Below are 18,716 nucleotides of genomic sequence, written 5' to 3' on the forward strand. Positions count from 1 at the left end.
TCAGGCAACCCTTTTCGAAAGCAGCAAGCGATAGAGTTCGAGGTATTTTTCTGCGCTTTTGTCCCACGACACATCGGCCTTCATGCCCTGCCGCTGCATCGACGTCCAGACCGTGGGGTTGGCGTGCGCCGCGACCAGCCGGCGGATGGCGTGCAGCAAGGCGCCTGGATCGGCGGGTGCGAACTGGAAGCCGGTTGCGACGCCTGCCGAAACGGCCGCTTCATTGGCGTCGATGACCGTGTCGGCAAGGCCACCGGTGCGGGCGACGATCGGCACACAGCCATAGCGCAGGCCGTAGAGCTGAGTCAGCCCGCAAGGCTCGAAGCGCGACGGGATGACGATGGCGTCACAGCCGCCCTGCATGGTGTGGGATAGCCCCTCGTCGTAACCGACCACGACGCCAATGCGACCGCGATGGCGGGCGGCGGCGGCCAGCAGCGCGCCTTCGAGGCCGGCATCGCCCGACCCCAGGATCGCCAGGCGCGCACCCCTCGCAACGATCCCGTCGACGACTGTCGCCAGCATGTCCATGCCCTTCTGCCAGGTGAGCCGGCTGATGACGCAGACGATCGGACTGTCGTCGCGGTCGAGATTGAAACGATCTTCGACCGCCGTCCGGTTAGGATGCCGCAGCTTCAATGTCTTGGCCGTGTAGTTGGAGACCAGATGCTTGTCGGTTTCAGGGTTCCATATCTCGGTATCGATGCCGTTGACGATGCCATAGAGATCGACGGATCGCATGTTGACGAGGCCATCGAGCCCCATGCCGAATTCCGGCGAGCGGATCTCCTGCGCATAGGTCGGGCTGACGGTGGTGATGGCCCAGGCGGCCTGCAGGCCGGCCTTGAGGAAACCGACGCCGCCATAATATTCGACGCCGTCGAGCGCCATTGCCGTCGCCGGCAAGCCAAGCTCGCCAAAGATGCCGGCGCCGAACTGACCCTGGAAAGCGAGGTTGTGGACGGTGATCATCGACGGCGTGCCGACCGCCTTGCCGTAGCGCATATAGGCCAGCGTCATCGCCGATTGCCAGTCATGGGCATGGACGATGTCGGGCTGGTAGCCCGAGATGGCGCCGCCGGCGATGTCGCCGCCAACCTGGCTCAAGGCCGAGAAACGCCGCCAATTGTCCGGCCAGTCGGCGCCGGCGGCATTCCCATAGGGGCCGCCGGGACGATCGAACAGATGCGGCGCGTCGAGCACGAACAGGTCGAGCCCGGCAATCTGGACAGCATGGACCGACGCCTTGCCGCCCTGCAGCAGCGGATATTGGTGAACGGGTTTTTTCTTCTTGAAGGCATCCATCACTTGGGGATAGCCGGGAACAAGCGTGCGCATCGTCACGCCCTTGCCGGCGAGCGCGACGGGTAACGCGCCGGTCACGTCGGCAAGGCCGCCAGTCTTGATCAGAGGGAATATTTCGGGCGTGACCGACAGAACCTGCATTCATTACAATCCCAGTTTGTCGATCATGGCCTGCGTGACGAGGCAGATGCCCTTTTCGGAAACGCGGAAGCGCTTGGCGTCGAGAACGGGATCTTCGCCGACCACGAGCCTCTCGGGTATCCTCACGCCATGGTCGATCACCACGCGGTTCAATCTTGCGTTGCGGCCGACATGGCAGTCGGGCAGCATGACGACTTCTTCGAGCGTCGAATAGGAATTGATGCGCGCGCCGGTGAAGATCAGGCTGCGCTTCAGCGAAGCGCCCGAGACAATGCAATCGCCCGAGACGAGCGAGGACACCGCCGAGCCGCGACGCCCGTCCTCGTCATGCACGAACTTTGCCGGCGGCTTCAGCTCGGCATAGGTCCAGATCGGCCAGTCGCGGTCGTAGAGGTCGAGCTCCGGCGTGATGTCGGTCAGGTCGATATTGGCTTCCCAATAGGCGTCGACCGTCCCGACATCGCGCCAGTAGGCTTCGTTCTCGGCGGTCGAGCGCACGCAGGACTTGGCGAAGCGATGGGCGATCGCCTTCCCATGCTCGACTACATAAGGGATGATGTCCTTGCCGAAGTCGCGGCTTGAGCCCGGCTCGGCCGCGTCGCGGCGCAATTGCTCCATCAGGAACTTGGTCTTGAACACGTAGATGCCCATCGAAGCCAGGGCAAAATCCGGTTTGTCGGGAATGCCGGGCGGATCGGCCGGTTTCTCGATGAAGGAGATAATGGTGTCCTTGGCATCGACATGCATGACGCCGAAGCCGGTCGCCTCCATGCGCGGCACTTCGAGGCAGCCAACGGTGACGTCGGCGCCGGCGTCGACATGCTGGCGAAGCATCAGCTCGTAGTCCATCTTGTAGACGTGGTCGCCGGCCAGGATGACCATGTATTCGGGCCCGTAGGCCTCGATGATGTCGATGTTCTGGTACACGGCGTCGGCCGTGCCCTCATACCATTGCGTTTCCGACACGCGCTGGCTGGCCGGCAGGATATCGAAGCTTTCGTTGCGCTCGGGCCGCAGGAAGTTCCAGCCGCGCTGCAGGTGGCGGATCAGCGAGTGTGCCTTGTACTGAGTGGCGACGCCGAGGCGGCGAATACCGGAATTGAGCGCATTGGAGAGCGCAAAATCGATGATGCGTGTTTTGCCGCCAAAATAGACTGCGGGCTTGGCGCGCCGGTCGGTCAATTCCTTGAGGCGGCTGCCACGGCCGCCGGCCAGCACATAGGCCATGGCATCGCGCGCCAGCGGCTGGGTCCGTTTTATCTCTGCCATTTTTATCCTCCCAAGTTACGCGCTGCGAGACATCGCTTAGTCCGGAGCAAATTCGAGCATGATCGTCGACAGCGGCGGCAACAGCATCGTCGCCGAGATGCCTCCTCCTTCCGCCCGAGCCTCGACGGCACCGCCATTGCCCTTGCCGGAACCGCCATAGTCGAAGGCGTCCGTGTTGATGATCTCGCGCCATCTTCCAGCCATCGGCAACGGCACGCGGTAATTATCGCGCGGAACCGGCGTGAAATTAGAGATGACAGCGACTCGGTTTCCGCCCGGCGCGCTGCGCAGCCAGGCAAAGACAGAGTTCGCGCTGTCGTCGACGATCAGCCAGGAAAAGCCCTCCGGCTCGCAATCGCGCGCATGCAACGCCGGGCGTGAGCGGTAGAGATAGTTGAGATCGCGCACCGTCTGCCAGACGCCGCGATGGGCCTGGAAATCGAGCAGGTTCCAGTCGAGTGCGCGCGCCTCGCTCCACTCGCGGCGCTGGGCGAATTCCTGCCCCATGAACAACAGCTTCTTGCCGGGGTAGCCCCACATGAAGGCGTAGTAGGCGCGCAGCGTCGCGAATTTCTGCCAGTCGTCCCCGGCCATCTTGCTAAGCAGCGTCCCCTTGCCGTGCACGACCTCGTCATGGGAGAGCGGCAGCACGAAATTCTCGCTGAAGGCGTAGACCAGGCCAAAGGTGATGTCGCCGTGGTGATGCTTGCGAAAAATCGGCTCCTTGGAGAAATACTCCAGTGTGTCGTGCATGAACCCCATGTTCCACTTGAAGCCAAAACCCAGCCCGCCCTCATGCACCGGCTGCGAAACTTTTGGCCATGAGGTCGATTCCTCGGCAATCGTCATCACGCCAGGATGATGGCCGTAGACCTCTTTGTTCATCCTCTGGAGGAAGCTGACCGCCTCGAGGTTTTCGCGCCCACCCTTTTCGTTGGGAATCCATTCGCCGGCCTTGCGCGAATAGTCGAGGTAGAGCATCGAGGCGACGGCATCGACCCGCAAACCATCGACGTGGTACTTCTCGGCCCAAAACAGCGCGTTGTTGACCAGGAACGAGACCACCTCGCGCCGGCCGAAATTGTAGATCGCGGTGTTCCAGTCGGGATGGAAGCCCTTGCGCGGGTCGGCATGCTCATAGAGCGCGGTGCCGTCGAAATTGGCCAGGCCATGCGCGTCCACCGGAAAATGTGCCGGCACCCAATCGAGGATGACGCCGAGGCCGGCGCGGTGGGCGCCGTCGACGAACCGGGCAAAACCGTCCGGATCGCCGAACCGGGCCGACGGCGCGTAGAGGCCCGTCGTCTGGTAACCCCAAGAGGGGTCATAGGGATGTTCGGAGATCGGCATGAATTCGATGTGGGTGAAACCCGTGTCGACGACGTACGGGATCAGCCGGCCGGCAAGCTCGTCCCATGACAGGAAGCTGCCGTCGTCGTGAAGCTGCCAGGAGCCGGCGTGGACCTCATAGATCGACACCGCCTCGCGGCGGGGGTCGGCGTTGCGCCAGAAATTGCGGTGCGCCTCGTCACCCCATTGATGCGCCGGCGGAAGCGCCGTCACCGAAGCGGTGGCCGGGCGCAGTTCGGATTTGAAGGCGAACGGATCGGCCTTCAGCGGGAGTCTCACGCCATCGGGCCCGATGATCTCGTATTTATAGGGCCGGCCGGCGCCGATATCGGGGATGAACAACTCCCAGATGCCGGTGTCGCGGCGGACGCGCATCGTATGCCTACGGCCGTCCCATTCGTTGAAGTCGCCGACCACAGAAACGCGCCTTGCATTGGGCGCCCAGACGGCGAAATGCACGCCGGATGCACCCTCGTGGTCGATGAGATGCGCACCAAGCTTATCGAACAGCCTGAGGTGCGAACCTTCGGCGATGTAATAGTCGTCCAGCGGACCGAGCACCGGACCGAACGAATAGGGATCGATCAGCCACCAGTCACCGCCTGCATTGCGCGCGTGATAGCGCAGCGGCTGACGCTTTCTGAGCGACAGGCTGCCCTCGAAGAAGCCGCCTTCGTCGCGCCTGGAGAGTTCGCCGGCTTTCTTGCCGGTCAGCGTGTAGGCAGTGACGAACTCGGCATGAGGGACGAAGCAGCGGGCGACAAAGCTCTTGTCAACCTCGTGCACACCGAGGACAGCGAATGGATCACCATGCGTGCCGGCGACAATTGCCGCGACATCACCGGCTGAAGCCAGTCCATCCGGCCCGCTTGTCGCAGCGGTCGCGCGCGGCTTCCTCATCAGGCAGTGACCCTCCCCGGCACCCGGACCACGTTGTTCGTGGCCTCATGCAATCATATCAGACCGGCACGTTCCAGATTTCTTTCGCATATTGGCGGATCGTGCGGTCGGACGAGAACCAGCCGACGCGGGCGACATTGCGGATTGCCTTGGCGTACCAATCCGGGCTGTTGCGCCAGACGGCGTCGACATCGCGCTGGGTGGCGGCGTAGGCATCGAAATCCGCGGCGACCATGAACCAATCGCTCTGATAGAGGCCGTTCATCAGGTCGCGATAGCGTTCCGGATCGTCAGGCGAAAAGACGCCCGACGAAACGGCAGCTACGGCCTGCGCCAGTTCGGGAGAGGCTCCAATCACCGATCGCGGATCATAGCCGTTGCTGCGCCGCGCGGCGACCTCTTCGGTGGTCAGGCCGAAAATGAAGATGTTGTCGTCGCCGACGCATTCCTTGATCTCGACATTGGCGCCGTCGAGCGTGCCGATGGTCAGCGCACCGTTCAGCGCGAACTTCATGTTGCCGGTGCCGGAGGCTTCCATGCCGGCGGTCGATATCTGCTCTGAAAGATCGGCGGCCGGCATCATGATCTCGGCCAGGCTGACATTGTAGTTCGGCACGAACACCACTTTGAGCAAGCCGCGAACGGCCGGGTCGCGGTTGATGACCTTGGCGACGTCGTTGGCGAGTTTGATGATCAGCTTGGCGTTGTGATAGCTGGGCGCCGCCTTGCCGCCGAAGAACTTGACGCGTGGCATCCAGTTGCGCTCGGGATGGGAGCGGATCTGGTCGTAGAGCGCGACTGTTTCGAGGATGTTGAGGAGCTGGCGCTTGTATTCGTGGATGCGCTTGATCTGGATGTCGAACAGCGCCGAGGGATCGACCTTGATGCCGAGGCGGTCAGCGACGAGATTGGCAAGCTTGGCCTTGTTCGCCCGCTTGACTGCCGCGAACTTGTCGCGGAAGGCGGCGTCGTCGGCAAAACCATCGAGCTCCTTGATCGCGTCTATATCGTCGAGGAAGCGGTCGCCGATCGCCTCGCGGGTGAGCGCGGTGAGACCGGGATTGCACTGGATCAGCCAGCGCCGCGGCGTGATGCCGTTGGTCTTGTTGTTGATGCGGTCGGGGTAGAGCCTGTGGAGCTCGGCAAACACCGTTTCCTTCATCAGCTCGGTGTGAAGGGCAGAGACACCGTTGATCGAGTGCGAGCCGACAAAGGCCAGATTGCCCATGCGCACCCGTCGCTCGCCGTTTTCCTGTATCAGCGAGATCTGGCTGATCTGCTCGTCAGAAAACTGGTCGGAGGCGCGCGCCTCCAGCAGCACTTCTGCGTTGATGGCGTAGACGATCTGCATATGGCGCGGCAACAGACGCTCGAACAACGGCACCGGCCAGCTTTCGAGCGCTTCGGGAAGCAGCGTGTGGTTGGTGTAGGCGAAGGTGCGCTTGGTGATGCTCCAGGCCTGGTCGAAATCCATGCCGTGGACGTCCATCAACAGGCGCATCAGTTCGGGCACGGCGATGGCCGGATGCGTGTCGTTCAGATGGATCGCCGCCTTGTCGGGCAGCGACTGCAAGTCGCCATACTGACTGAGATGACGCTGAACGATGTCCTGCAACGATGCGGTGGAAAAGAAATACTCCTGCCTTAGCCGCAGTTCCTGACCGGCCTTGTGGGAATCGGCGGGGTAAAGGACGCGCGACAAGGCATCGGCCTTGTTGCTTTCGGCGAGTGCACCGATGTGGTCGCCGGCGTTGAACTTGTCGAGCAGGATCGGATCGATCGGCATGCCGGACCAGAGCCGCAGCGTGTTGACGCGGTTGGCCCGCCAGCCAACTACCGGCGTATCGTAAGCAACTGCCAGAACATGTTCGATCGGCTTCCAGACGTGGCGCTCAAGCCTGCCGTCCTTCGATGTGATCGATTCCACCGAGCCGCCGAAACCGACCTCGAAGGCGCGTTCGCGCCGCTCGAACTCCCATGGGTTGCCGTGATCGAGCCAGGTTTCGGGCAGCTCAACCTGCCAGCCGTCATGGATCTCCTGACGGAACATGCCGTTGGCGTAGCGAATGCCATAGCCATGCGCCGGGATGTCGACCGTTGCCATGCTTTCCATGAAGCAGGCGGCCAGCCGGCCGAGGCCGCCATTGCCAAGCGCTGCATCTGGTTCGAGCGCCGCGATGAGATCGAGGTCGACGCCGAGAGACCGCAGTGCTTCGCGCATATTGTCCATCAGGCCAAGATTGGAGAAGGCGTCGCGCATCAGGCGGCCGATGAGGAATTCCAGTGACAAGTAATAGACGCGCTTTTCCTGATGGGCGTAGGCCTCTTGCGTCGCCTGCATCCAATGATCGACGGTATGGTCGCGCACGACCTTGATCGAGGCGGTGAGCCAGTCGTACTGCGTCGCGACACTGGTGCCCTTGCCGAGCCTGTATTTGAGGGCCTTCAAGACTTCGTCGGCAAGAGCCTTGGGATCGGAGTTTTCGAGAATGGGAGCTTCGGATGTCATCGAGCGCGTCATGCTGCCTCTCGTGCGGTTGCCATGATCATACCGGCTTTCACCATTCCTCCCAGCCCATGCTAACGCATATTATTATGCGTTCAATCGAGTTAGATTGCCGCGGGCAGCTTACCCTGCGGCAATTTAGAAACTTATAGGGATCGTGTGGGCGGCCTATGCGACGCGCCTTAGTTCTTAACTATGTGCATATCGCCATCCCAAAACCGCCATACACTTTTGGGCGGCATGTATTTCTCTTTGATGCATGTCGTTATTCCAAAACCGCTGCGCACTTTTGGGCGACATGTATTTCTCTTTGATGCATCTCGTCATCCCAAAACCGCTGCGCACTTTTGGGCGACATGCATCAGGCCGCCAGCGCCGCCTCCGGCGGAAGCTTCGCTCCAGTCATGAAGGCGACGGCGTCGGACATCGTATATTGCTTGGGATCGATGACACAGAGGCGACGGCCCAGGCGATGGATGTGAATGCGGTCGGCCACCTCGAAGACATGCGGCATGTTGTGCGAGATCAGCACGATCGGCAGGCCGCGCTTCTTCACGTCGAGGATTAGTTCGAGCACGCGGCGGCTCTCCTTGACGCCTAATGCCGCCGTCGGCTCGTCCATGATGACCATCTTCGAGCCGAACGCGGCAGCGCGCGCCACCGCCACGCCCTGGCGTTGGCCACCCGAGAGCGTTTCCACGGCCTGGCTGATATTCTGGATGGTCATCAGGCCAAGTTCGGTAAGCTTGTCGCGGGCGCGCTTTTCCATTGCCGGGCGGTCGAGCATACGCAGCCAGTCGCCCAGAAAACCCGGTTTGCGAATCTCGCGACCGAGGAACATGTTGTCGGCGATCGAAAGCGCCGGCGACAGCGCAAGGTTCTGGTAGACGGTTTCGATGCCGGCTTCTCGGGCTTCGATGGGCGACTTGAAGAGCACCTGCTTGCCGTCCAACTCGATGATCCCCTCGTCCGGAATCACGGCGCCCGAGATCGCCTTGATCAGCGTCGACTTGCCGGCGCCGTTGTCGCCGATCACGGCCAGGATTTCTCCCGGATAGAGATCGAAGTCGCAGCTGTTCAGTGCCGTAACGCGGCCGTAGCGCTTGACGAGGCCGCGCGCGGTGAGGATGGGCTCCTGGGTCATGGCTACACCGAAACCTTTCTGATCCACTGGTCGATCGCTACGGCGCCGATGATCAGCACACCGGTGAGCAGCACTTTCCATTGCGGATCGGCGCCCAGCATGTTGAGGCCCATCGAGACGACGCCGACGATCATGGCGCCGAACAATGTGCCCAGAATCGAGCCGCGTCCGCCGAAGAGGGAAATACCGCCGATCACCGTCGCGGTGATCGCCTGCAAATTGTAGTCGGTGACGGCGGCGGACGGCGAGATCGAGCCGTTGCGGCCGATGGAGACCCAGGCAGCGAAAGCGGCGATCAGCCCGGCAAGGGTATAGACCGAGATCAGCACCTTCTTGGTCTGGATGCCCGACAGCTTGGCCGCTTCCGGATCGTCGCCGACAGCGTAGACATGGCGGCCCCAGGCCGTGTGATTGAGCACGTACCAGAGGATCAGCACCAGCACGACCATGGCGATGACGCCGAATGTCAGCACCGCTGTGCCGATCCTGAAGTTCAGGCCAAACAGATGCAGCAGCGGCGCCTGGACGTCGACGTCGGCGTCGCGGATCGTCTCATTGGCCGAATAGATGAAGTTCGTGGCCATGACGATGTTCCAGGTGCCGAGCGTGACGATGAACGGCGGCAGCTTCATGTAGGCGACCAGCAGCCCGTTGAGCAGCCCGCAGGCCGCGCCGGCGCCAAGCCCGATCACCACGGCAAGCAAGGTCGGCAGACCGTAGGTGACGGCGCAATTGCCCATGATCACGGCCGATATCACCATGATCACGCCGATTGACAGGTCGATGCCGGCTGTCAGGATGACCAGCGTCTGCGCGGCTCCGAGAATACCGACGATGGCGATCTGCTGCAGAATCAGCGTCAGCGTATAGGACGAAAAAAACCGTCCTCCGATGGTGACGCCGAAGACCGCGATCGACAGAACCAGCACGATCAGCGGCACCGCAGCCGGAGTGGAATGCAGGAAATGCTGGATGCGCTTGACGAGCGACGTGCCGTGCTCGTCAAAAGCGGCAACGCTTGTCTCGCTGTTCGCGAGAGCCTTTTCGAATTCCTGAACCTGAGACATGTTTCCTCCCATGAGGCTTCAGCCACGCGCCGACGCCCGTCCAACCATTCCCGATCTGCCGCCGGAATTGTTCGCGCTTGCGACTACCGCATCGTCCACCCGAAGCGGCCGGGGATCAAGCCCCTGGCCGCTCGGTCTGTTGCCTGTCAGACCGGCATCAGCCCCAGCACTTGGCGAGGCCTTCCTTGGTGTCGATGGACTTCACACCGGCTGCGGGCTTGTCGGTCACGAGATTGACGCCGGTGTCGAAGAAATCCTTGCCTTCGGTCGGCTTGGGCTTCGTCCCGTCCTTGGCGAACGCGGCAATCGCTTCGATGCCGAGCGCCGCCATCTGCAGCGGATATTGCTGCGAGGTCGCACCGATCACGCCCTCAGCGACCGACTTCACGCCGGGGCAGCCGCCGTCGACCGATACGATCAGCACATTGCCTTCGAGGCCCACGGCCTTGAGCGCCTGGTAGGCGCCGACCGCCGCCGGCTCGTTGATGGTATGGATGACGTTGATGCCGGGGTCCTTCTGGAGAAGGTTTTCCATCGCCTTGCGGCCGCCTTCCTCATTGCCGTTCGTGACATCGTGGCCGACGATGCGCGGATCGTCCTCGTCGCCGATCTTGTTGGGGTCCTTCACATCAATGCCATAGCCCATCATGAAGCCCTGGTCGCGCAACACGTCCACCGTTGGCTGCGAGGGCGTCAGGTCGAGGAAGCCGATCTTGGCATCCTTCGCCTTGTCGCCGAGCGTCGCGGCGGCCCAAGCACCGATCAGCTTGCCGGCCTCCAGGTTGTCCGTCGCGAAGGTCGCGTCGGCGGCGTCGAGCGGGTCAAGCGGCGTGTCGAGCGCGATCACCAGCAGACCGGCGTCACGTGCCTTCTTCACCGCCGGGACAATGCCCTTGGTGTCCGACGCGGTGATCAGGATGCCCTTGGCGCCGTCGGCGATACAGCTTTCGATCGCCGCCACCTGGCTCTCGCTGTCGCCGTCGATCTTGCCGGCGTAAGCCTTAAGATCGACGCCGAGTTCTTTGGCTTTCGCGGTCGCACCTTCCTTCATCTTGACGAAGAACGGGTTGGTGTCGGTCTTGGTGATCAGGCAGGCGCCGACATCGGCGGCGGACGCAGCCGAGGTGAACGCCATCAGACCCAGTCCGGCCGCGGCAAACACGGTGGACTTCAATAGTGTTGTCTTGGTCACGATTTTCCTCCCAGTGGAACCATTCCGGATGCCGGCCAACCGGCATCTGCACAAGCATCCAGCGACTTCTCCCGGCGTGGACGCGTGCCCCAACAAAATACCAGACCGGAGTTTCTGTCAATAATTAAATCACTCTTATTTATTATTGACAGCGTTACGTCGTTCACTCATTCTGGCCCAAAAGTGTTGAGGGGAAACGACGGAGGAACAGGGGTGGAGACCGGCACTACAAGGCACGGTTCGCCCGAGGCAGCCGAAAGCCGCATTCATCGCGGCACCAACCAGAGCGGCATGCGGGACCACAATGAGCGGCTGGTGCTGTCGCTGGTGCGTCAGCACGGCAGCTTGGCCAAGTCCGACATTGCGCGCATGACCGGACTTTCTGCCCAGACGGTTTCGGTCATCATGCGTGAGCTCGAGGAGGACAACCTTCTTGTCCGCCAGGCGCCGCTACGCGGCAAGATTGGCCAACCTTCCATTCCGATGGCGCTCAATCCCGATGGCGCCTATTTCATCGGCCTGAAGATCGGCCGTCGCAGCGCCGAACTCGTGCTGATCGATTTTCTAGGCAATGTGCGCTCGATGCTGCAGCATTCCTACCGCTATCCGGCACCGCGCGAGACGGTCGAATTCGTCACCTCCGGCATGAAGACAATGCGCGGCGAACTCACCCCGGCGCAGGACAAGCGCATTGCTGGACTTGGCATCGCTATGCCGTTCGAATTGTGGAACTGGGCCGATACGGCAGGTGCGCCGCGCGACGTCATGGATGAATGGCGCCACCGCGACATCCGCGCCGACATCCAGGCGCAGTGTGAATTTCCGGTCTACCTGCAGAACGACGCCACCTCGGCTTGCGGCGCCGAACTGGTGTTCGGTCGGGCGGGTGCGGCGCGCGACTTCGTCTATTTTTATATCGGCGCCTTCGCCGGCGGCGGCCTCGTGCTGAACGGTCGCCTTTTCGGCGGGCCGACCGGCAATGCCGGCGCGCTGGGTTCGATGCCGGTGCCCGGACCGGACGGCAAGCCGGCTCAATTGATCGACGTGGCGTCGATTGCGATGCTGGAAAAGGCGCTTAACGCACGCGGTGTCGACGCCTCGCATCTGTGGACGTCACCGGAGGATTGGGGCGAGATCGGCGTCGAGCTCGACCACTGGATCGCCTGCGCCTCGCAGGCGCTCGCCTATGCCATTGTGGCGGCGTCATCGGTTATCGACTTCGAGGCAGCGGTGATCGACGGATGGATGCCGAAGACCGTGCGGCGCCGGCTCGTCGATGCCGTTGTCGAAGCCATCGGCAACATCGACTGCGAGGGGCTGAAGCTTCCGGCTGTGCGCGAGGGGACTGTCGGCATTCATGCACGTGCCCTGGGCGGCGCCAGCCTGCCGCTTTCCGAGCGCTTCCTCATCGGTTCGACGACGATTTCCAGGAGTGTCTAAGCATGCTGATCGGAATCCCGGCCCTGCTCGGCCCGGAGCTGCTGGCGACGCTGCGTGCTATGGGCCACAGCGATGAGATCGCCCTTGTCGACGGAAACTACCCGGCAAAAGAGCAGGCGCACCGGCTCATCCGCGCCGACGGTCATCATCTTGTTCCAATGCTCGACGCCATCCTCCGCGTATTGCCTGTCGATGACGCAGTGCCGGAGGCGCTGTTTCGTGCCTCGGTCAAGGGTGATCCCTTGCTTGCCGATCCCGTTCATCACGAGATGGAGGCGATCTGCGCCAAGCGAGCTCCCGGCCGCAAGGTGGTTGCGCTTGCCGGCGCCGACTTCTATCAGCGGGTTAGGCCCGCGCACGCGATCGTCGCGACAAGCGAGCCGCGGCTCTACGCCAACATCATCATCCGCAAGGGTGTGATCTATCCGCCGGAGACCAGGAAATCATGATCCTCTGTTGCGGCGAAGCCTTGATCGACATGCTGCCACGCACCACGACGCAGGGCGAGCCCGGCTTTGCCCCCTATGTCGGCGGCGCGGTGTTCAATACCGCTATTGCGCTCGGCCGACTGGGAGCACCCGCCGGTTTCTTTTCCGGCCTGTCGTCGGATCTGTTCGGCGCTCAGTTCAGGGACGCGCTGGGGGCAAGCAAGGTCAGTTCCACCTATGCGCATACATCACCCCGGCCGACCACGCTTGCTTTCGTGCGGCTGGACAACGGCCAGGCGACTTACACGTTCTATGATGAAAACACAGCCGGACGGATGCTGACCGTCGACGATCTGCCGAAACTCGGCAGCGAGATTGACGCCATGCTGTTCGGCGCCATCAGCCTCATCTCGGAGCCGGCCGGATCGGCCTACGAGGAATTCATGCGGCGCGAGCACAGCCACCGCGTCATGATGCTTGACCCCAACATTCGGCCGAATTTCATCCCGGACAAGGCCAAGCATCTCAGGCGCATCCGCTCGATGATGGCCATGGCCGACATCGTGAAGCTGTCGGATGAGGACCTAAACTGGTTCGGCGAAGCCGGCTCGCACGAGGACGTCGTCCGCAACTGGCTGGATCGCGGCCCGACGCTGATCGTCGTAACCCATGGCAGCGAAGGCGCCGTCGGCTACACCAGGGATCACAAGGTCACGGTCGTGCCGGACAAGGTCGAGGTGGTTGATACGGTGGGCGCAGGCGACACGTTCAACGCCGGCATCCTGGCCTCGCTGCACGAGCAAGGCCTGCTGTCGAAGGAGGCGATCGCCAGTCTGCCGGAAGACGCCATCCACAAGGCGCTGGCACTCGGCGCCAAGGCTGCGGCAGTCACCGTGTCGCGGGCCGGCGCCAATCCGCCCTGGCGGCATGAAATCGCCTGATTGGACGGCGATGCGCTGAAGACGCGCTGGACATCAATCACTTTATGTTTCGCCCAGCTGAGCGCGAGCGACACAAAGGCCGTGTCGTGCGCAGCAAAGCCCCGGATTTCCCGGCGTCTGACGGGAACCTGTCGGAATCAGAGGTAACAGGCTGCGACATTTGAGCAATTCGTGGTTGTGTTCGCCCAGCTTTCTCGGTTGGCGCAACTCTGCTACCAGCGGCCATTCTCTGGCTGGAACCGTTTGAGGCCGACATGCAGTTCATCGATCTTGGCGCGCAGCGCGAACGAATCCGCGACAGGCTGAAATCAGCCATCGACCGCGTCGTCGACGAGGGGCGCTATATTCTCGGACCTGAGGTCACCGAATTCGAAAACAAGCTTGCCGCCTATATCGGCACCAAGCATGTCATCGCCTGCGCCAACGGCACCGACGCACTGTTGCTGCCGTTGTTTGCGGCTGGCATCGGTCCAGGTGACGCGGTGTTCGTGCCGAGCTTCACCTTCGCCGCCACGGCGGAAGTGGTGGCGCTGGCCAAGGCCGAGCCGGTTTTCGTCGATGTCGATCCGCAGACCTACAACATCGACATCGCCAGCCTCGAAGCCGCCATCGCCATGATCAAGGCGGAAGGCCGGCTGAAGCCAAGGGCGATCATTCCCGTCGACCTGTTCGGGCTCGCCGCTGATTACGAGGCGATCATGGCAATCGCCAACCGCGAAGGGCTGATGGTGATCGAAGATGCCGCCCAGGCGATCGGCGGCTCGATCGACGGCAAGATGTTAGGTTCGTTCGGCGCGGTCGGCTCGACCAGCTTCTACCCGGCAAAGCCGCTCGGCTGCTATGGCGACGGCGGCGCGATGTTCACGAATGATGATGGGCTTGCCGAACAGCTTCGCTCGTTCGCTTTTCACGGCAAGGGCGAAACTCAATATGACAATGTCCGCGTCGGGATCAATTCGCGGCTGGATACGTTGCAGGCGGCGATCCTGATCGAGAAGCTGGCCATTCTCGAAGACGAGATGGTTGCCAGGCAAGCGGTCGCCAATCGGTATGCCGAAGGCCTCGGCGACATCATCAAGGCGGCGCGCAACCTGGACGGCGGCCGTTCGGCCTGGGCGCAATATGCCATTGAAACGCCGAAGCGCGACGGGCTGAAGGCACATCTCGTGGAAAAAGGCATCCCGTCAGTCATATATTACGTGAAGCCGCTGCACAGCCAGATCGCCTACCGCGACTATCCTCGCACGCCGACAGGCCTTGCCGTTTCGGAGGGCCTGCCGAAGCGCATCCTGTGCCTGCCCATGCACCCATATCTGAGCGAGGCCGACCAGGACCGCATCATCGAGACGATCCGCAACTACATCGGCTCGAATTCGGCGCAAATCGCCGCCGCGTAGAGCCTCACGTGCGATCACGGTCTAGCCCGGTATGCTCTCCAGCATTACGCCGATCACGGCACCAGCGCATGGCGGGAAGCCGCCCCTTCCCGTCAGGGATCTCAGGTCTTGGCACCCACAGTCGTGACATCGGTAAGCGCAAATCCCGCATCTATGGTCAGGATCGGCGCCTGGCAGGATTTCGCGGTGGCATAATGGAAGCAGTCGGCAAGATTGAGCGCACTATTCCGTTCAGCGTCCGGATAGCGATGCCGTCCATAGCGATCGAAGGCTTGCAGCGCGGCGGTCAACTCACGGCTCGAAATCGCCAGAACCTCGACCCCAGCCGCTTCAAGGAACTCCTGCACCCGTGCTTCAGCTTCTGCCATGGGAATCCGCTTTTTGCGAAACAGCCCAACTGTCGCTTCCCATGCAGCCACGACCGATGTGATCGGCCGCTGCGAGCGCGCAGCATCGAGCGTCGCCGCAAGGTCCTCTCCCCCGGGCTCTTCCGTCACAATTGCGATGATGGCCGACGCATCGACGAACATCAGTAGTCACCGCTGAGGTCATCGAAAAACGTCCTGTCCGCTGCGAGGCCAGTGTCCGGATAGGCCGCGATCTTCGCGCGCAAAGGCTTCAGCCGCTCCCACAGAGGGATCGCCTCCTCCGCACGACGCAATTCGTTCTGCAGGGCCAGTTTCACGGCAGCCGTCTTGTTCAAGCGCGTGCGCGCCGCCAGCTTTTCGGCAAGCGCGTTTACCTCTTCACTGCGAATGTTGAGCGGCATAGCGAATTCTCCTGTGTGTAGACGTGAATATAATAACGCCAACACGTGATGGCAACCATCCATCAGGAGAGCATAAAGGTTTTATGGGAGCGCTTCCGTCAGCAATTTCGAGGACGCGCCCGCGTGGCGTCAGGTTGGCCCGGCCACCTTGCCGCTGGCGATGAAATGCGGGTTGGCGAAATCCTCGTCGTCGCTCTGGTCGCGCTTGCCATAGATGAGCGGCTGGCCGTCCAGAGTGCGCGTCAGGCCGCCCGCAGCGCGCAGTACTGCATCGCCCGCCGCGGTGTCCCATTCCATGGTGCGGCCGAAGCGCGGATAGATGTCGGCCTCGGCGCCGGCGACAAGGCAGAATTTCAGCGACGAGCCGACCGAGACGATCTCGGCAGCGCCCACCGTGCGGATATAGGCTTCGGTCTCGGGCGTATTGTGGGACCGGCTGGCGACGACGGTCAGTGGCGCCACACCGGCCCTGGCCGAAATCGGCCGACGGCCGACGATCTGGTAGTCGCCATTGACTTCGATTGCTTCCGCCCTGCCCGGCCGGCCGGAAAAGAAGCGTCCCGTGCATGGCGCAAAGATGACACCGAGCTCCGGCACGCCGTGGCGAACGAGCGCGATGTTGACGGTGAAGTCGGTCCTGCGGTTGACGAACTCCTTGGTGCCGTCGAGCGGATCCACCAGGAAGAAGGCGTCGTCGAGGTCGGGCGGCACGATGCCGGTCGATGCCTCTTCCTCAGCCACACAAGGGATATCGGGAAAAGCCGCGCGCAGCCCAGCGAGAATGATCTTTTCGCTCTCGCGATCGGCCTCGGTCACCGGCGACCTGTCTGATTTCTGGTCGACCGCGCAGCCGGCATCGAAGACGCGCATCACCTCTCGCCCTGCCGCCAAGGCGAGGCGCTCGAACACGCCGAGCATCGCTTCGTCGTCAGATGCCGCCGCCGCTATCGTATTGGTTTTCGGCAATGTCGCGCTCGTTCAGCCAGAGTTCCAGGGCCTCTACCATCTCCTCGGCAGACTTGCCGAGTGTCTTGAGATGGATTTCGGGGTTTTCCGGGGCTTCATACGGTGAATCGACGCCGGTGAAATTCTTGATTTCGCCATTCAACGCCCGCGCATAGAGGCCCTTCGGATCGCGTCTGGCGCATTCCTCAAACGGTGTGTCGACAAACACCTCGATGAATTCACCGGTGGCCATCAACTCCCTGGCCATGCGCCGCTCGGCACTGAATGGCGAAATGAAGGAAACAATGACGATCAACCCGGCATCGGCCATCAGCCGCGCCACTTCAGCAACGCGGCGAATGTTTTCGACGCGGTCGGCGTCGGTGAAGCCAAGATCGCGATTGAGGCCGTGGCGAACATTGTCGCCGTCCAGGATGTAGGTATGCCGGCCGGTGGCGAACAGCTTCTTCTCGAAAAGGTTGGCGATGGTCGACTTGCCCGAGCCCGAGAGCCCCGTGAACCAGAACACGGCGGGCCGCTGGTTCTTCAGATCGGCGCGGCCGTGCTTGCCGACATCGAGCGATTGCCAGTGGATGTTTTCGGCGCGGCGCAGCGAATGCAAGATCATGCCGGCGCCGACCGTGGCGTTGGTGATGCGGTCGATCAGAATGAAGGCGCCGGTCGTGCGGTTCTCGGCGAAAGTATCGAAGGCGATCGGCGCCCGCGTCGAGATATTACAAATGCCGACCTCGTTCATTTCCAGCGACTTGGCCGCCTCATGGGCAAAGTCGTTGACGTTGACGCGGTATTTCAGGTCGGTGACGGTCGCACTGGTCTGATCGGTCTCGGTCCGCAGGATATAGGAGCGGCCCGGCAGCAGCGCATGCTCGTCGAACCAGACGATGTTGGCGGCGAACTGATCGGCGACCTGGGGCCGCGCCGACGGTGATACCAACACATTGCCGCGCGAGATCTCGACCTCATCGTCGAGAACAAGGGTGATGGCCTGGCCGGCGACCGCTTGGCTCAGATCGCCGCCATGCGAGACGATGCGCCTGACATGCGCGGACTTGCCGGATTTGGCGACAACGACCTCGTCGCCTGGTGAGACGGAGCCTGACGCGATCGTGCCGGCAAAACCGCGAAAATCGAGATTGGGGCGGTTCACATATTGCACTGGAAAACGGAACGGCAGCTCGACAACGGCTTCATCGACCGACACGGTTTCCAGATGTTCGATCAGCGTCGGCCCGGAATACCATTCTGTCTTGTCCGAGCGGATGGAGACGTTATCACCGTAACGGGCAGACATCGGGATGGGCACGATCGTCTCGAAGCCGAGCTTGTGCGAAAATTGCCGATAGTCTTCGATGATGCGTTCGTACACGGCCATGTCGAAACCGACGAGATCGAATTTGTTGACGGCGAGCACGATGTGGCGAATGCCCAAAAGCGAAGCAATGATCGAGTGGCGCCTTGTCTGGCGCAGCACGCCCTGCCGGGCGTCGATCAACACAATGGCCAGATCGGCGGTCGACGCGCCCGTCGCCATGTTGCGCGTATACTGTTCGTGGCCGGGCGTGTCGGCAACGATGAATTTGCGTTTCGGCGTGGCGAAAAAGCGGTAGGCGACATCAATGGTGATGCCCTGCTCACGCTCGGCCTCAAGGCCATCGACCAGTAGCGCGAAATCGACGTCGTCGCCGGTGGTGCCGTGCTTGCGCGAATCACGCTCGAGCGCGGCAAGCTGGTCCTCGAAAATCTGCTTGGTGTCCGAGAGCAGGCGCCCGATCAGCGTCGACTTGCCGTCGTCCACGGAACCGCAGGTGAGGAAGCGCAGCAGCGACTTTCGTTCCTGTATCGCCAGATAGTCACGAATGCCGTCGGTGGGGGCGAGGTTGTTAGCCATAATGTGGCGCATA

15 protein-coding genes are annotated in these 18,716 nt (G+C 62.1%); 4 read left to right on the forward strand and 11 right to left on the reverse strand.

The genetic code is table 11. The annotated features are described in order from the left end of the window. The 7 genes from glgA to AC0L25_RS20050 all read right to left on the reverse strand — a co-directional run bounded on the left by glgA (window position 1) and on the right by AC0L25_RS20050 (window position 10,817). A complete protein-coding gene (glgA, locus tag AC0L25_RS20020) occupies window positions 1–1,446 on the reverse strand; it encodes a glycogen synthase GlgA (protein WP_473597109.1) in 1,446 nt (481 codons plus the stop codon). A 3-nt stretch (window positions 1,447–1,449) separates the two neighbouring features. Further along, window positions 1,450–2,715 (reverse strand): glucose-1-phosphate adenylyltransferase, encoded by a 1,266-nt coding sequence (glgC, locus tag AC0L25_RS20025; protein WP_473597110.1) that lies wholly within the window; start codon window positions 2,713–2,715, stop codon window positions 1,450–1,452. A 36-nt stretch (window positions 2,716–2,751) separates the two neighbouring features. After that, the gene (gene glgB, locus AC0L25_RS20030) at window positions 2,752–4,965 is read right to left on the reverse strand and encodes a 1,4-alpha-glucan branching protein GlgB (protein WP_473597111.1); all 2,214 of its coding nucleotides are present in this window, start codon (window positions 4,963–4,965) and stop codon (window positions 2,752–2,754) included. Window positions 4,966–5,023: 58 nt separating this feature from the next. Next, a complete protein-coding gene (locus AC0L25_RS20035) occupies window positions 5,024–7,486 on the reverse strand; it encodes a glycogen/starch/alpha-glucan phosphorylase (RefSeq protein WP_473597112.1) in 2,463 nt (820 codons plus the stop codon). A gap of 346 nt (window positions 7,487–7,832) precedes the next feature. Beyond that, window positions 7,833–8,615, reverse strand: a complete 783-nt coding sequence (locus tag AC0L25_RS20040; protein WP_029355791.1) for an ATP-binding cassette domain-containing protein — start codon at window positions 8,613–8,615, stop codon at window positions 7,833–7,835. 2 nt (window positions 8,616–8,617) lie between these two features. Beyond that, a complete protein-coding gene (locus AC0L25_RS20045) occupies window positions 8,618–9,682 on the reverse strand; it encodes an ABC transporter permease (RefSeq protein ID WP_352959484.1) in 1,065 nt (354 codons plus the stop codon). 157 nt (window positions 9,683–9,839) lie between these two features. Continuing rightward, on the reverse strand, window positions 9,840–10,817 hold the full coding sequence (locus AC0L25_RS20050; protein WP_473597133.1) for a substrate-binding domain-containing protein: 978 nt from the start codon (window positions 10,815–10,817) through the stop codon (window positions 9,840–9,842). 270 nt (window positions 10,818–11,087) lie between these two features. On the opposite strand from AC0L25_RS20050, the gene AC0L25_RS20055 reads away from it, so the two are divergent. The 4 genes from AC0L25_RS20055 to AC0L25_RS20070 all read left to right on the forward strand — a co-directional run bounded on the left by AC0L25_RS20055 (window position 11,088) and on the right by AC0L25_RS20070 (window position 15,080). Next, window positions 11,088–12,314, forward strand: coding sequence for an ROK family transcriptional regulator (locus AC0L25_RS20055; RefSeq protein ID WP_473597113.1), 1,227 nt, complete (start codon window positions 11,088–11,090; stop codon window positions 12,312–12,314). Window positions 12,315–12,316: 2 nt separating this feature from the next. Beyond that, window positions 12,317–12,763 carry an RbsD/FucU family protein gene (locus AC0L25_RS20060; RefSeq protein ID WP_473597114.1) on the forward strand — a complete coding sequence of 149 codons (447 nt, stop codon included), beginning with the start codon at window positions 12,317–12,319 and terminating at the stop codon, window positions 12,761–12,763. Continuing rightward, the gene (locus tag AC0L25_RS20065) at window positions 12,760–13,683 is read left to right on the forward strand and encodes a carbohydrate kinase family protein (RefSeq protein WP_473597115.1); all 924 of its coding nucleotides are present in this window, start codon (window positions 12,760–12,762) and stop codon (window positions 13,681–13,683) included. The genes AC0L25_RS20060 and AC0L25_RS20065 overlap by 4 nt, the downstream gene beginning before the upstream one ends. Before the next feature lie 254 nt (window positions 13,684–13,937). Next, window positions 13,938–15,080, forward strand: a complete 1,143-nt coding sequence (locus tag AC0L25_RS20070) for a DegT/DnrJ/EryC1/StrS family aminotransferase (protein ID WP_473597116.1) — start codon at window positions 13,938–13,940, stop codon at window positions 15,078–15,080. 101 nt (window positions 15,081–15,181) lie between these two features. Here the strand turns inward: AC0L25_RS20070 and AC0L25_RS20075 are convergent, their stop codons facing one another. From AC0L25_RS20075 to cysN, 4 genes are all read right to left on the reverse strand, one after another. Continuing rightward, entirely contained in the window at window positions 15,182–15,610 is a 429-nt protein-coding gene (locus AC0L25_RS20075; protein ID WP_473597117.1) for a type II toxin-antitoxin system VapC family toxin, read from the reverse strand. Continuing rightward, window positions 15,610–15,849: a type II toxin-antitoxin system VapB family antitoxin gene (locus AC0L25_RS20080; RefSeq protein ID WP_473597118.1), complete on the reverse strand. Its 240-nt coding sequence runs from the start codon at window positions 15,847–15,849 to the stop codon at window positions 15,610–15,612. Before AC0L25_RS20080 ends, AC0L25_RS20075 begins: the two co-directional genes overlap by 1 nt. 129 nt (window positions 15,850–15,978) lie before the next feature. Further along, entirely contained in the window at window positions 15,979–16,767 is a 789-nt protein-coding gene (cysQ, locus tag AC0L25_RS20085; RefSeq protein WP_473597134.1) for a 3'(2'),5'-bisphosphate nucleotidase CysQ, read from the reverse strand. Window positions 16,768–16,777: 10 nt separating this feature from the next. Next, window positions 16,778–18,715, reverse strand: a complete 1,938-nt coding sequence (gene cysN / locus AC0L25_RS20090; protein ID WP_473597119.1) for a sulfate adenylyltransferase subunit CysN — start codon at window positions 18,713–18,715, stop codon at window positions 16,778–16,780. Window position 18,716: the final 1 nt, after the last annotated feature.

The organism is Mesorhizobium sp. WSM4813, from assembly GCF_055811555.1.